Source organism: Serratia sp. G204Y (assembly GCF_051172435.1).
Lineage (GTDB): Bacteria > Pseudomonadota > Gammaproteobacteria > Enterobacterales > Enterobacteriaceae > Serratia > Serratia sarumanii.
The window spans coordinates 1,151,588-1,165,493 of record NZ_JBPIZA010000001.1; the positions used below are offsets into that span (position 1 = coordinate 1,151,588).

Annotated in this window: 13 protein-coding genes; 8 read left to right on the forward strand and 5 right to left on the reverse strand. The window is 63.2% G+C overall.

The features are described 5' to 3' along the window. Nucleotides 1-3: 3 nt before the first annotated feature. Nucleotides 4-954, reverse strand: coding sequence for a branched-chain amino acid ABC transporter permease (locus tag ACSBQQ_RS05635; protein WP_033653093.1), 951 nt, complete (start codon nt 952-954; stop codon nt 4-6). A gap of 169 nt (nt 955-1,123) precedes the next feature. On the opposite strand from ACSBQQ_RS05635, the gene ACSBQQ_RS05640 reads away from it, so the two are divergent. Then, the gene (locus tag ACSBQQ_RS05640; protein ID WP_033648401.1) at nt 1,124-2,056 is read left to right on the forward strand and encodes a LysR substrate-binding domain-containing protein; all 933 of its coding nucleotides are present in this window, start codon (nt 1,124-1,126) and stop codon (nt 2,054-2,056) included. Further along, nucleotides 2,025-2,177, forward strand: coding sequence for a hypothetical protein (locus tag ACSBQQ_RS05645; RefSeq protein ID WP_176221819.1), 153 nt, complete (start codon nt 2,025-2,027; stop codon nt 2,175-2,177). The genes ACSBQQ_RS05640 and ACSBQQ_RS05645 overlap by 32 nt, the downstream gene beginning before the upstream one ends. On the opposite strand, the gene ACSBQQ_RS05650 is transcribed toward ACSBQQ_RS05645, so the two are convergent. Next, on the reverse strand, nt 2,174-2,764 hold the full coding sequence (locus tag ACSBQQ_RS05650) for a TetR/AcrR family transcriptional regulator (protein ID WP_033648400.1): 591 nt from the start codon (nt 2,762-2,764) through the stop codon (nt 2,174-2,176). The genes ACSBQQ_RS05645 and ACSBQQ_RS05650 overlap by 4 nt on opposite strands. A gap of 141 nt (nt 2,765-2,905) precedes the next feature. Here ACSBQQ_RS05650 and ACSBQQ_RS05655 point away from each other — a divergent pair, with 141 nt between their 5' ends. Genes ACSBQQ_RS05655 through ACSBQQ_RS05665 form a run of 3 tightly spaced genes read left to right on the forward strand, consistent with a single transcriptional unit; the run spans nt 2,906 to nt 5,772 of the window. Continuing rightward, nucleotides 2,906-3,961, forward strand: a complete 1,056-nt coding sequence (locus ACSBQQ_RS05655) for a sugar phosphate isomerase/epimerase family protein (protein WP_033648399.1) — start codon at nt 2,906-2,908, stop codon at nt 3,959-3,961. A gap of 25 nt (nt 3,962-3,986) precedes the next feature. After that, the gene (locus ACSBQQ_RS05660; RefSeq protein WP_033648398.1) at nt 3,987-4,883 is read left to right on the forward strand and encodes an alpha/beta fold hydrolase; all 897 of its coding nucleotides are present in this window, start codon (nt 3,987-3,989) and stop codon (nt 4,881-4,883) included. Continuing rightward, nucleotides 4,870-5,772 carry an alpha/beta hydrolase gene (locus ACSBQQ_RS05665; RefSeq protein ID WP_033648397.1) on the forward strand — a complete coding sequence of 301 codons (903 nt, stop codon included), beginning with the start codon at nt 4,870-4,872 and terminating at the stop codon, nt 5,770-5,772. Before ACSBQQ_RS05660 ends, ACSBQQ_RS05665 begins: the two co-directional genes overlap by 14 nt. A gap of 48 nt (nt 5,773-5,820) precedes the next feature. Here the strand turns inward: ACSBQQ_RS05665 and ACSBQQ_RS05670 are convergent, their stop codons facing one another. Then, nucleotides 5,821-7,254 carry an NAD-dependent succinate-semialdehyde dehydrogenase gene (locus tag ACSBQQ_RS05670; RefSeq protein ID WP_060428017.1) on the reverse strand — a complete coding sequence of 478 codons (1,434 nt, stop codon included), beginning with the start codon at nt 7,252-7,254 and terminating at the stop codon, nt 5,821-5,823. A 196-nt stretch (nt 7,255-7,450) separates the two neighbouring features. On the opposite strand from ACSBQQ_RS05670, the gene ACSBQQ_RS05675 reads away from it, so the two are divergent. Both ACSBQQ_RS05675 and ACSBQQ_RS05680 read left to right on the forward strand, forming a co-directional pair. Beyond that, a complete protein-coding gene (locus ACSBQQ_RS05675; protein WP_060387784.1) occupies nt 7,451-8,278 on the forward strand; it encodes an AraC family transcriptional regulator in 828 nt (275 codons plus the stop codon). 98 nt (nt 8,279-8,376) lie between these two features. Next, nucleotides 8,377-9,345, forward strand: a complete 969-nt coding sequence (locus ACSBQQ_RS05680) for a DMT family transporter (RefSeq protein ID WP_060418781.1) — start codon at nt 8,377-8,379, stop codon at nt 9,343-9,345. Between the two features lie 27 nt (nt 9,346-9,372). On the opposite strand, the gene fusA is transcribed toward ACSBQQ_RS05680, so the two are convergent. Both fusA and ACSBQQ_RS05690 read right to left on the reverse strand, forming a co-directional pair. Continuing rightward, nucleotides 9,373-11,478: an elongation factor G gene (gene fusA / locus ACSBQQ_RS05685; protein ID WP_060425783.1), complete on the reverse strand. Its 2,106-nt coding sequence runs from the start codon at nt 11,476-11,478 to the stop codon at nt 9,373-9,375. 238 nt (nt 11,479-11,716) lie between these two features. Continuing rightward, nucleotides 11,717-11,965: a glycine zipper domain-containing protein gene (locus tag ACSBQQ_RS05690; RefSeq protein WP_004938127.1), complete on the reverse strand. Its 249-nt coding sequence runs from the start codon at nt 11,963-11,965 to the stop codon at nt 11,717-11,719. 221 nt (nt 11,966-12,186) lie between these two features. Here ACSBQQ_RS05690 and ACSBQQ_RS05695 point away from each other — a divergent pair, with 221 nt between their 5' ends. Further along, a complete protein-coding gene (locus ACSBQQ_RS05695) occupies nt 12,187-13,683 on the forward strand; it encodes an alpha/beta hydrolase (RefSeq protein ID WP_047567358.1) in 1,497 nt (498 codons plus the stop codon). The last annotated feature ends 223 nt before the right edge of the window (nt 13,684-13,906 follow it).

Consider the following 13,906-nt stretch of genomic DNA (forward strand, 5'->3'; position numbering starts at 1 on the left):
TCCTTATGCGCGCGTGGCGATGCGTTCGCCCAACAGCCCGGAGGGGCGGAAGACCAGTACGGCGATCAGCACCAGAAACGCGAAGACGTCCTGGTAGTTGCTGCCGAATACGCCGCCGGTCAGCTCGCCGAGATAGCCGGTGCCCAGCGATTCGAACAGCCCCAGCAGCAAACCGCCGAGCATCGCGCCGCGCAGGTTGCCGATGCCGCCGAGCACGGCGGCAGTAAAGGCTTTGATGCCGGGCAGAAAGCCCATCGAGAAACCGGCGTTGCCGTAGTTGCTGGCCATCATGATGCCGGCTACCGCCGCCAGCGCGCCGCCGAGCGCAAAGGTCAGAACGATGATGCGGTCAGGACTGATGCCCATCAGGCCGGCGACCTGCGGGTTTTCCGCCGTGGCGCGCATGGCGCGGCCGAAACGGCTGTGTTCGACCAGCAGCCAGAGGCCGGCCATGACCGCCACGGCCACCGCCAGCGTGACGATCGCAGTGCCGGTGATCACCGCCGGCGCATGCTCGGCGCTGCCTGCGGTCAGGGCGATGGGCGCCATCGGTAACAGCTGCGGAAACATCAGGGGATTGCGTGACCAGATCAGCATCGCCAGGGTTTGCAGCAGCAGCGAGACGCCGATGCCGCTGATCAGCGGGGCCAGGCGTGGTGCATTGCGCAACCGGCGATAGGCCAGACGTTCGATCGCCATCGAGGTGATGGCGCAGACGGCCATGGCGAACAGGGCCGCCAGCAGCAGCGTGGCGTAGGGCGGTAACGCGGGAAAATGATGCTGCAACACGCCGATCGCCGACAGCGCGCTGAGCGCCCCGACCATCAGCACGTCGCCGTGCGCGAAGTTGATGATGCGCAGGATGCCGTACACCATGGTGTAGCCGAGCGCGATCAGCGCATAGATGCTGCCGAGCATCAAACCGTTGACGGTCTGCTGTACCAGCGTATCCATAAGGAGAGTCCGGAGATAATGAGTCAGGAGGCTCACAGTAGAGAATTTAAAAAAATTGTAAAATACGGAAAAATACTTTCTTATACAAAAAACGAGTGATTTTAATTTGTTGATTTTTATGTATATTAAATAAATTCTCTCTCCGTGACTTCCATAAAACAATAGATATATGAAAAAAACAGAACAGTATGATGAGCCGTTGCCGATGCTGCCGAACGATCCGCCGCTGCGCGCCGTGCGGGCGTTCGAGGCCATCGCGCGCCTGGGCAGCATCAGCGCGGCGGCGAAGGAGCTGATGATTTCGCCTTCGGCGGTCAGCCATCAGTTGAAAACGCTGGAGGCATTCTTGCAGATGCCGTTGACCGAAAGGCAGGGGCGCCATCTGGTGCTGCGCGGCGAGGGGCGGGAATATTACCGCTCGATCCGCTCGGCGTTTAACGTGCTGCGCCAGGCGACCGAACACGTGCGCGAGCAGTCCGCGTCGCGGCAGGTCACCATCAGCCTGATCCCGCTGTTCGGCATGGGCTGGTTCATTCCGCGGCTGCGCGGCTTTCTGCGCGAAAATCCGGAAATCGACATCAATGTGGTTTACGCCAACCACCGCAATTACCTGAGCGACGCCGCCGATCTGTCGATCCGCTTCGGGGTTGGGCAGTGGACCGGCTATCGCAGCGAAAAGCTGATGTCCGGCCAAATGGTGCCGGTGTGCAGCCGGGCATTCAGCAAACTGCACGGTTTGCTCGATACGCCGGATCAGCTGGCGACGCTGCCGCTGCTGCACGACGAGGAGCGCAATACCTGGATGCAATGGTTTCAGCAGGCCGGTGTTAAACGCCCGCTGCGCAGTATCGGCCCGATGTTCGAAGACGGATTGTTGACGCTGGCGGCGGTGCAGGCGGGATTGGGATGCGCGCTGATGCGTGAGCCGTTAATCGCCCACTACCTTGAGAGCGGTGAGTTAATCAAAATGTTCGATCTGCCGATCGACGACGGCCGCGATTATTACCTGTGCGCTCGCCTGGATAGCGAACTGTCGCAGGAAGGCGAAAATCTGCGGCAGTGGTTGCGCCGTGAGGCGGCGGCTCAGAACGCCGGGGCATAATCTGCAACCCGTCGATGCGGCCAACATCAAAGCGCTGCGCATGGGCGCGCGCCGCATTGAGGATGAAGAGCATGATTACGGCGAAGGCGCGCTGGCGATTGCCGATCGGCCGGGAGATTAAGCGCCGCCCAGGGCCGTCAGCGCCACCTTTACCGCCGCCAACAGTCGTGTTTCAGTGACGCCGTCACGCGCCTGAATCGACAGGCCGTGCAGGAAGACCGCGAAAAAGTCCCCCAGGCTGTCGGCGTCGGTGCCGGCCGGCAGTTCGCCGGCTTGCACCGCCTGCCGCAGCCGTTCGACGATCTGCTGGGTGCGCTGCAACCGATGCTCAGCCAGCCAGACTTTGAGCCCGTCGTTTTCCGCACTGACGCTGGCGGCGGAGGAGACCACCATGCAGCCCTGCGGCAGATCCGGCCGGCTGTAGAGCCGCACGGCGTCTTCCAGCAGGCGTTTGATCGCCGGGCGAATGCCGCTTTCCTGCGCGAAGGCGCGATCGGCGAAGCCACCTTCCTCGGTTTCATAACTGGCGATCGCCTCGCGGAACAGTTGCTCTTTGGAGCCGAACGCCTTGTAGATGCGCGCGGAAGCAATGCCCAATTCCGCCACCAGATCCGACATCGAGGTGCCTTCGTAACCCTGTCGCCAGAATAAGTTTCGCGCCTTCAAGAGCGCCTGTTCGCGGTCGAACTCGCGCGGTCTGCCTGCCATTCGCTGCTCCAATTTGCCTGTCATTCAGCGACATAGGATCGCTTAAATCGGCGGGGAATACCAATGTCTTTATAAATTTCGCTTGCGGTCATCGCGCTTTGCTCCTATTGTTTGTCAATCGACAACCAATAGGAGTTTACGATGAAAACCCTCAAAGGTCCAAGCCTGCATCTCGCGCAGTTCAGCGATGAGACAGCGCCGTTCAACAGCCTGCCCGCCATTGCCGAGTGGGCGGCGCAGACCGGCTTTAGCGCGCTGCAGATCCCGGCCTGGGATCGGCGTTTATTCGACGTGGCCACCGCTGCGGAAAGCCAAACCTACTGCGATGATTTGACCGGCATGTTGGCGGAACAGGGGTTGGTGGTCAGCGAATTGACCAGCCATATCTTCGGCCAGCTGATGGCGGTACACCCGGCTTACGATGCGCTGTTTGACAGCTTCGCGCCGCCGGCGCTGCAGGGCAATCCGCAGGCGCGCGGCGAGTGGGCGCGGCAGCAAATGCTGCTGGCGGTGAAGGCGTCGGCGCGGCTCGGGCTCAGCGAGCTGGGCACCTTTTCCGGTTCGCTGGCCTGGCCCTATCTGTTCCCGTTCCCACAGCGCCCGGAAGGGCTGATCGACACCGCGTTCGACGAGCTCGCCAGGCGCTGGCTGCCGGTGCTTAACGCCTGCGACGAGCAGGGGATCAACCTGTGTTACGAAATTCATCCGAGCGAGGATCTGCACGACGGCGTGACGTTCGAGAGGTTTCTTGAGCGCGTCGGCCATCATCCGCGTTGCCGGGTGCTGTTCGATCCGAGCCATATGGTGCTGCAGCAGCTCAACTATCTGGAGTTTATCGATATCTATAAAGAGGTTATCGGCATGTTCCACGTCAAGGACGCCGAGTTCAATCCGACCGGGCGCCAGGGTATTTACGGCGGCTATCAATCCTGGATCGATCGCGCCGGCCGCTTCCGCTCGCTGGGCGACGGCCAGGTCGATTTCAACGGCATCTTTTCGCGCCTGACGCAGTACGGTTATTCGGGCTGGGCGGCGCTGGAGTGGGAATGTTGCCTGAAAAATCCGCAGGATGGCGCACGCGAAGGCGCAGCCTTCATCCGCGATCGCATTATCCGCGTCACCGATAAAGTGTTCGACGACTTCGCCGGCGCGCCGGTCAACCCACAGCAAATCAACGCGTTGCTCGGTATTCGCTGAGCCTAATCCTTCAGGGAGTCACCCCATGCAATACCTACAGAACGAGAGCCCGTTGGCGGATCTCGCGGCGGAACACGTCTATCTCCAGGTCAACGGCCGGCGCCTTCACTGCGTGATGGCCGGTGAAGGGCGGCCGGTGCTGCTGATCCCCGGCTGGCCGCAAACCTGGTACACCTGGCGCCATGTGATGCAAGCGCTGGCGGCGGCCGGTTTTCAGGCGATCGCCGTCGATCCGCCGGGCATCGGCGATTCCGACAAGCCCGCTGGCGGCTACGACACCGGCAGCGTCGGTGCGGCGTTGCACGCGATGATGACGCAACTGGGCCATGAACGTTACCAACTGGTTGGCCACGACATCGGCATGTGGATCGGTTACGCCATGGCGAGCGATTTCCCGCAGGCGGTGGAGCGTCTGGTGCTCACGGAGGCGGTGATCCCCGGGCTGGCGCCGCCTCCGCCGATTTTCGTCGCGCCGGAGGAGAACATCTTCCTGTGGCATTTCATGTTCAACCAGCTGGCGGATTTGCCGGAGACCCTGACCCAGGGGCGTGAGCGGGAATATCTTGGCTATATCTTCAATCGCTGGTCCTATCGGCGCGATCGGGTGGCGGCGCAGGTATATATCGCTGCTTACTCAGCGCCGGGCGGCCTGCGCGCCGGGTTCGACTATTACCGGGCGATCCCGGAGACCGTGCGGCAGAACCGCCTACGCGCCGCCACGCCCCTGACGATGCCGGTGTTGACGGTGGGGGCCGAGCACGCCACCGGCGACGCGCCGCTGACGACGCTGCGGGGCAATGCGCACGATCTGCGGGGCGAAACGATCGCCGGCTGCGGGCATTTCATTACCGAAGAGTGTCATGAGGAATTTATTGCACTGATTACGCCGTTCCTGGCAGGAGAGCCACATGCCGCTCGATGAACGCATTGCCGCCTTTTTGACGGCATCGGCCGATGCGCCGCCCCCCGCGTCGCTGGCGGAAATGCGCGCGGCCACGGAAACCGGTTTACGCCAGCTGCAGGGCGAGGCGGAACCGAGCGGCGGCGTCAGGGACTTTACGGTGGTTGCCGCCGATGGGTATCGGATCGCGCTGCGCGCCTATCTCCCGGCGGGGGAAAACCGCGCCGCCGCGCAGCCGGCAATGCTGTTCGCCCACGGCGGCGGTTGGTGCCTCGGTTCGCTGGCGCTGTACGATCGTCCCTGTCAGGCGCTGGCCAACGCCACCGGCCGGGTGATCCTGTCGGTCGACTATCGTCTGGCGCCGGAATACCCGTTTCCGCAGCCGCTGGAAGATGTCTATCGGGCGCTCTGCTGGGTGGCGCAACAGGCGCCGCAGTTGGGGATCGACGCGAAGCGCCTGGCGGTGGGCGGCGACAGCGCCGGAGGCAATCTGGCGGCGGCGGTTGCGCTGCTGGCGCGGGATCGCGGCGGCCCGCACATCGAGCGCCAGCTGCTGCTGTACCCGGCGCTCAGCCGCGAGATGACGACGAAGAGCTATTGCGAGTTTGCCGAGGGGTACTTTCTGACGCGCGATGCGATGGTATTTTGTTGGCAGCAGTATCTGGCCCAGCGGCGCGATCCCGGCGCCGAACCGCTGCACGCCGCTACGCTGCGCGGATTGCCGCCGGCCACCATCCTGAGCTGCGAATATGATCCGCTGCGCGATGAGGCCGAGCAGTATGCGCAGCGGCTGCGCGAGGCGGGCGTGCCGGTACGCTGCGAACGGTTGCCGGGCATGGTACATGCCTGCATTCACATGCTGGGGCTGACTCCGGCGGCGCGGCGGCTGTTCGAACTGGCTCGCGAGTAAAAAAAAACCCCGCACTGCGGGGCTTTTGGCTATTTATCCGGCGTTCGATTAACGGCCGGCGACGGTGACGAAGCGGGTTTCCAGGTAGGATTCGATCGCTTCGCTGCCGCCTTCGGTGCCGTGACCGGAGTCCTTCACGCCGCCAAACGGCGTTTCCGGCAGGCCGAAACCGATGTGGTTGATGCTCAGCATGCCGCTCTCCACGTCGCGCCCCAGCGCATTGACGGTGGCGATGTTGCGGCTGTAAGCGTAGGCGGCCAGGCCGTACGGCAGGCGGTTGGCTTCGGCGATCGCCTCGTCATAGGTGGCGAACGGGCGCAGCAGGGCGACCGGGCCAAACGGCTCTTCCGACATGGCGCGGGCGCTCAGCGGCACGTCGCGCAGCACCGTCGGCTCGAAGAAGTTGCCTTTGCCCGCCACGCGCTTGCCGCCGGTGCAGGCTTTTGCCCCGTGGGCGACGGCATCCTGCACCAGCGCATCGATATTGTCGACGCTGCGGCCCAGCACCATCGGCCCCATGGTGACGCCGTCTTCCAGCCCGTTGCCGAGCTTGAGTTCACGCACGGCGGCGGTGAATTTCTCCACGAAGGCTTCATAAACGCCTTGCTGGATCAGAAAGCGGGTTGGGGCGATACAGACCTGGCCGGCGTTGCGGAACTTGGACTGCGCCAGCTCTTTGGCCGCCGCGTCGAGATCGGCGTCGTCGAAGATCAGCACCGGCGCATGGCCGCCCAGCTCCATGGTGGCCTTTTTCATATGCTGGCCGGCCAGCGCCGCCAGATGCTTGCCCACGCGGGTGGAGCCGGTGAAGGAGATCTTGCGAATGGTCGGATGCGGGATCAGGTATTCCGAGATTTCCGCCGGGGTGCCGTACACCAGCGCGATCACCCCGGCCGGGATCCCGGCGTCGGCGAAGGCTTTGATCAGCTCAGCCGGCGAGGCCGGCGTTTCTTCCGGGCCTTTGACGATGATGGAGCAGCCCGCGGCCAGCGCGGCGGACAGCTTGCGCACGATCTGGTTGATCGGGAAGTTCCACGGCGTGAAGGCGGCCACCGGGCCGACCGGCAGCTTGAGGGTTTGCTGCTGCACGTCGCGGGCGCGGGACGGAATGATCTGCCCGTAGGTGCGGGTGGCTTCGCCGGCGAACCAGTCGATAACGTCGGCGGCGTTGAGAATTTCGACTTTGGCCTGCGCCACCGGTTTGCCCTGTTCCTGCGTCATGACGGCGGCGATGGCGTTGGCGCGTTCGCGCAGCAGCGCCGCCGCTTTGCGCATCAGGTTGGCGCGCTGGTGCGCGGCGGTGTCGCGCCAGACGTTAAATCCGCGCTCGGTGGCGGCCAGCGCCAGATCGAGATCCTCTGTGGCGGCGTGCGCCACCTGACCGATTACTTCGTCGGTGGCGGGGTTGGTGACCGGCAGGGTTTTCCCGGCCAGTGCGCTGCGCCATTGTCCATCGATATACAGTTGAGTATCCGGATACATTGTTGCCTCTTGTTTGCGGAGTGTCAGGGGCCGATGAGCTTCGCGATGCGGCGCGCCTGAAAGGGACAGGGACCTTAACCCTACGCCGAATGGCGGCGATCGTCCAGGCGAGGGGCACGAAAGCGCCAGGGCGGCTACTCAACCGGCGATGTTTTGGCTATGCTGAGCAGATTGTCAGCACGGATGAGGAGGTCGGGTGCAAGGGGTTCCACAACAGTTTCCGTTCGAGAAGGACTGTGCGCAGTTCCGGCATTTGTCGCATCTGCCCGGTGTCGAACTCTATCAGGCGCATATCGAACGCTATGCCTTCGAGCCGCATACCCACGACGCCTTCGCTATCGGCACCGTGGACACCGGGGCCGAACGCTTCCGCTATCGCGGGGCGCAGCACCTGGCGGCGCCGGGCGCGCTGGTGCTGATGAATCCTGACGAGCTGCATACCGGCGAAGCCGAAACGCCGGGCGGCTGGTGTTATCGCATGCTCTATCTGGCGCCCGAGGCGCTGGAGCAGTTGTCCGGCGATCGGAGCCAGTGGTTCACCGACGCGGTGCGCCACGATCCGCGGGCGGCGCAGCGTCTGTCCGCCATTCTCGCCACGCTGTGGCAAACCGACGATCCGCTTACGCTCGACGGCCTGCTGTTGGAGGCGGTCGAGCTGCTGCACCCGCATATTCGCACCGGGCAGCGGGAAAAAGCCGAGGCGGCGCACCGTTTCGAGGTGGTGAAAAGCTACCTGCACGATAACTTCGCCGAGGCCGTGACCCTCAATCAGCTGGCCGAGCTGGTGTCGCTCAGCCCGTACCATTTTCTGCGCAAGTTCAAGGCCGAATACCACGTTTCGCCGCAGCAGATGCTGATGGCGATCCGGCTGTCGCAGGCCAAACGCATGCTGGAGCGCGGCATGCCCGCCGCACAGGTGGCGGCGGCGGCGGGGCTGACCGATCAGGCGCACCTGACGCGCGCCTTCGCCAATCGTTACGGCGTCACGCCGGTGCGTTTCCAGAAACAGGTGAAATTGGGTTAAAACAGCAACCTGCTACAATAATTCCTCCCCGCGTTTTCGCTACTCTGCCGCTGTCTTGTCGGGCGGGTTGGCCGCGCCGGCCGTTTGTCGGAGTCGTTATGTTCATTGGCGTTGTGTTTGCCCTGGCCGCCGGGCTGATGTGGGGATTGATCTTCGTCGGCCCGCTGCTGGTGCCGGATTATCCCGCCGCGCTGCAGTCCACCGGGCGCTATCTGGCCTTCGGGCTGATCACCTTGCCGCTGGCCTGGCTCGATCGTCGCCGCCTGCGCAAGCTGCGGCGCCAGGATTGGCTGGAGGCGCTCAAGCTGACGGCCATCGGCAACCTGCTGTACTACCTGTGCCTGGCCAGCGCCATTCAGCGTACCGGCGCACCGGTGTCGACCATGATCATCGGCACCTTGCCGGTGGTGATCGCCCTCTGCGCCAATCTGTTTTACGGCCGGCACGACGGGCGGCTGGCGTGGGGCAAGCTGGCGCCGGCGCTGCTGCTGATCGTCTGCGGGTTAGCGTGCGTGAACGTCGCCGAGCTGCGCGGCAATGCGCTGCCGGTCGACGGCTGGCGCTATCTCAGCGGCCTGGGGCTGGCCGTGTTGGCGGTGGCGTGCTGGACCTGGTTCCCGCTGCGCAACTCGCGCTGGCTGCGGGAGAACCCGACGCAGCGGCCGGCCACCTGGGCCACGGCGCAAGGGCTGGTGACGCTGCCGCTGGCGCTGCTGGGCTATCTGGCGGTCTGCGGCCAATTGGCGCTGAGCGAACCGGCGTTCGCCTTACCGTTCGGCCCGCGCCCCGAGGTGTTTATCCCGCTGATGCTGGTCATCGGCGTGTTCTGCTCCTGGCTGGGGGCGCTGTGCTGGAACGAAGCCAGCCAGCGGCTGCCGACGGTGTTGGTGGGGCCGCTCATCGTGTTCGAAATTCTGGCGGGGTTGGCCTATACCTTTCTGCTGCGCCAGGCCTGGCCGCCGCAGCTGACGCTGGCAGGCATCGTCTGCCTGATCGCCGGCGTGGTGTACGCCATGCGCATCAAGCCGCAGCCGGTGGTGGTGGCGCTGGAAGACAAGCAGGGGTGACGCCCGCCGCGAAGGCGGGCGCGAGGGTTAACGCTTGCTGTGGTGAATGATCTCTTCGGCCACGTTGCGCGGCGCTTCGGCGTAGTGGCTGAATTCCATGGTGTAGGTGGCGCGGCCCTGCGACATCGAACGCAGGGTGGTCGAGTAACCGAACATCTCGGACAGCGGCACCTTGGCGCGAATTTCCTTGCCGCCGCCGCCCGGGATCTCTTCCATGCCCTGCACCAGACCGCGGCGTGAGGAGAGGTCGCCCATCACGTTGCCGGCGTAATCTTCCGGCGTTTCCACCTCCACCGACATGATCGGCTCAAGGATCACCGGATCCGCCAGGCGGCAGGCGTCTTTGAAGCCGAAGATCGCCGCCATGCGGAACGCCTGTTCCGACGAGTCGACGTCATGGTAAGAACCGAAGGTCAGGTGCACCTTGACGTCTACCACCTGATAACCGGCCAGCACGCCGTTGTTCAGCGCCTCAAGCACGCCTTTTTTCACCGCCGGGATAAACTCGCCCGGAATGACGCCGCCCTTGATCTCATCGAAGAACTCGAAGCCTTTGCCGGGTTCGTTCGGTTCGACGGTCAGCACCACGTGGCCGTATTGCCCTTTACCGCCGGACTGGCGCACAAACTTGCCTTCCACGTCGGCCACCCGTTTGCGGATGGTTTCGCGGTACGACACCTGCGGCTTGCCGGTGGTGGTCTCCACCCCGAATTCGCGGCGCATGCGATCGACGATAATCTCCAGGTGCAGCTCGCCCATGCCGTAGATAAGGGTCTGGCCGGATTCTTCATCGGTGCGCACGCGGAACGACGGATCTTCCGAAGAGAGGCGCTGCAGCGCGATGCCCATTTTCTCCTGGTCGCCCTTGGTCTTCGGCTCAATCGCCTGGGCGATCACCGGCTCGGGGAAGGTCATGCGTTCCAGCGTGATGATGGCGCCGGGGTCGCACAGCGTATCGCCGGTGGTGACGTCCTTCAGGCCGACGCAGGCGGCGATGTCGCCGGCGTGCAGCTCGTCGATGTCCTTACGATCGTTGGCGTGCATCTGCACGATGCGGCCGATGCGCTCCTTTTTGCCCTTGATCGGGTTGTAAACGCTGCTGCCTTTGGCCAGCACCCCGGAGTAGACGCGCACGAAGGTCAGCTGGCCGACGAACGGGTCGGTCATCAGCTTGAACGCCAGCGCCGAGAATTTTTCATTATCGTCGGCTTTGCGGGTGATGATTTCATCATGTTCGCCGTGGCCCTCCATCGGCGGCACGTCGAGCGGCGAGGGCATCAGCTCGATCACCGCATCCAGCATGCGCTGCACCCCTTTGTTGCGGAACGCCGAGCCGCACAGCATCGGGTGGATTTCGCCGGCGACGGTGCGCACCCGCAGCCCGTGGACGATTTCCTCTTCGCTCAGTGGCACCTGGTTGAGGTATTTTTCCATCAGCTCTTCCGAGGCTTCGGCGGCGGCCTCAATCATGTTTTCGCGCCACTCCTGCGCTGAATCGCGCAGCTCGGCCGGGATCTCTTCGAAGCTGAAGTTCATGCCCTGCGAGGCTTCGTCCCACAGGATGGCCTTCATCCGCACCAGATCCACCACGCCGCTGAAGTGGTCTTCGGCGCCGATCGGAATAACGATCGGCACCGGGTTGGCTTTCAGGCGTTCGATCATCATTTTGCGCACGCGGAAAAAGTCCGCGCCGATGCGGTCCATCTTGTTGACGAACGCCAGCCGCGGCACCTTGTATTTATTGGCCTGGCGCCAGACGGTTTCTGACTGCGGCTGCACGCCGCCCACCGAGTCATAGACCATCACGGCGCCGTCCAGCACGCGCATCGAGCGCTCCACTTCAATGGTGAAATCGACGTGGCCGGGGGTGTCGATGATATTGATGCGGTGCTGCGGATAATTATGCTGCATGCCGTTCCAGAAGCAGGTGGTGGCCGCCGAAGTGATGGTGATGCCGCGTTCCTGTTCCTGCGCCATCCAGTCCATGGTCGCCGCGCCGTCATGCACTTCACCCAGCTTGTGGCTGACCCCGGTGTAAAACAGAATCCGCTCGGTGGTGGTGGTCTTGCCGGCATCGATATGCGCGGAGATGCCGATATTGCGGTAACGTTCGATAGGGGTGGTGCGAGCCATAATCAACCTTTCTTAGCCGCGTGAAGGAGAGCGGCTTAAACAGCATGGATAATGGTGATAATCCTCATAGGGTTATCTGCCGGATCGCAGAGCCTCGCTCTGGTCACAAACTAATCGTAGTTGAAGGCGTTGGTTTTTTTAAGCGATGGCTGTGATAGATAAAAGTTAGCAAGCAGGTGGAGGAAAGGGCGAAAAAAAAGGCCCGTAACGGGCCTGTTGTCGAGCGGCGAATTCGCCGTTATTTGCGTCCCAGCAAGAAGCCGAAAACGATGCCGACCGCCGCCGCAACGGCCACGCCGGCCAGCGGGTTGGCTTCCACCTGGGTTCTTACGCTGTCCGCTGCGTCTCGGGCGGCATAGCTGGCCTGGGAGGCGTATTTGCGCGCCGCGCCGCGCACCTGATGCTCCGGCGAATCGACGGCTTTGCCGAACGCTTCTTCTACCGCGCCTGCGGCTTCATTGGCTTTGTCTTCCGCTTTTCCAAACATGCTGCTCTCCTGTTCCTTGTGGGTTAACGAACCTTAAGCCTAGCAGGTGAACGGCACTTTTTGCAGCATTCTGTGCGTTATAAGAGCAATCTGAGCAAAGAAAAGTCTTGCCGGGCGCGCGGTGACGGCTTCACCCGCGCGGTTTTTTGTGTTCTATTGGCTAGCGGTTTAACCGAGTACCGTTAACCTTTGACCGATTCGTTGCGTTGAAAGGACTCCCCATGTCAGTACTGCGTATTCTGGCGCTGCTCGCCGCGACAGCCGCCGCATTGCCCGCCCAGGCCAGGCCTGCGGCTCACGGCGCGGTGGCCGAGAACGGCATTCGTTGGCAATCTTGTCTCAACAGCGGCTTTCAACGCTGGTTCGATGAGCCGCCGCCGCCGGGGCTGCGCTGCGGCTACCTTGAAGCGCCGCTGGCGTACGCTACGCCTCCTGCTCATGCGGCGCGGGCGGGCGAACAGACCGTGCGGCTGGCGCTGACCCTGCTGCCCGCTACCGGGCCGAAAAAGGGCAGCGTGGTGATGATCAGCGGCGGGCCGGGTCTGCCGGGCATTAACCCTTATTTAGGCAACGACGCCCACGTCGCCAGACTGCGAAAATCCTACGACATCATCGGTTACGATCCGCGCGGCGTCGGCCAATCGACGCCGAAAATCTCCTGCCAGCTGGCCGAAGGCGACGAAACCCCGTCACCGGACGACAACGACGTGGCCGGTGCGGAAAGCCAGACGCGCACCCTGATTGCCGCCTGTATCAAACAGACCGGCGCGGACGTGCTGCAACATATCGGCACCGACGAAGCGGTCAACGATCTGAACGCGATCCGCCACGCGCTGGGCGAACCGGGGCTGACGGCGGTGGCGTACTCTTACGGCACCAAGGTGGCGGCGCTGTATGCCGAGCGTTTTCCGAAGAAAACGCGCGCGCTGGTGCTCGACGGGGTGGTGGATCTGGCGGAGGACGATTTCACCCAGCGGCTGAACCAGGAGCGGGGCTTCCAGCAAAGCTTCCTGCGCTTCGCCGCCTACTGCGGCAAAACCGACAGCTGCCAGCTGGGTGGCGGCGCCAATCAGGCGCTGCAGCGCTATCACGCCTTGCTGCGCAAGCTGCATGAGCAGCCGTTCGTCACCGCGGCGGGTTATGAAATCTCCGCCGACGACGTGCTGACGGTCACGCGTTCGCTGCTGCTGTGGCCGGAGCGTTGGCATGAGCTGGCGACCGTGCTGCGCCAGCTTGATGCCGGCATCGCCGGGCAGCAGGTTTCCGATCTGATCGACGAAAGCTATTCGCCGGATGCCGATGACGCCCTGAACGTCATCACCTGCGCCGACGTCGCCAACCCGACGGCCGATCCGCAGCAGTTGCGCCGGCAGCGGCAGGAGATCAATACCGCCGCTTTGTATGCCCACTATCTGCCGCTGCACGAATACCCGCTGGAGATGTGCGATCTGTGGCCGTATCGCGGCAAAGATCGGCCGCACACGCCGGTGGCGTCCGCCGCGCTACCGCCGCTGCTGTTCGTCGCCCAGCGCTACGATCCGACCACGCCGTACCGCAATGCGCAGGTGATGGCCGCCGCCTTTAAAAGCCCGCTGATCACCCGCGAACGCGACGGGCATACGCTGGCGCTGAACGGCATCGACAGCTGCGTTGACGAAAGCGTAGTGGATTATCTGCTGGCGCCGAAAAAGCCGCGTCGCGACAAAATTTGCCGTTGAGAAGGCCGGGCGGAATGCCGGCCTGACAGGGGCTGATGGTGATGAAGGATCATGGCTTCGGCGCCGAGCGCCGCCGTGTCCGAACTGCCGTTTTTCGTCGTTCTGTCGCCACTACACCTTTGATAATGAAAGAAATTCAACACCGCTTTTGGTTATGACTCATAGCGATTAATGATTTAATTTATTCCACTGCCTCATTGCATATTAAACGCGATAAAACACT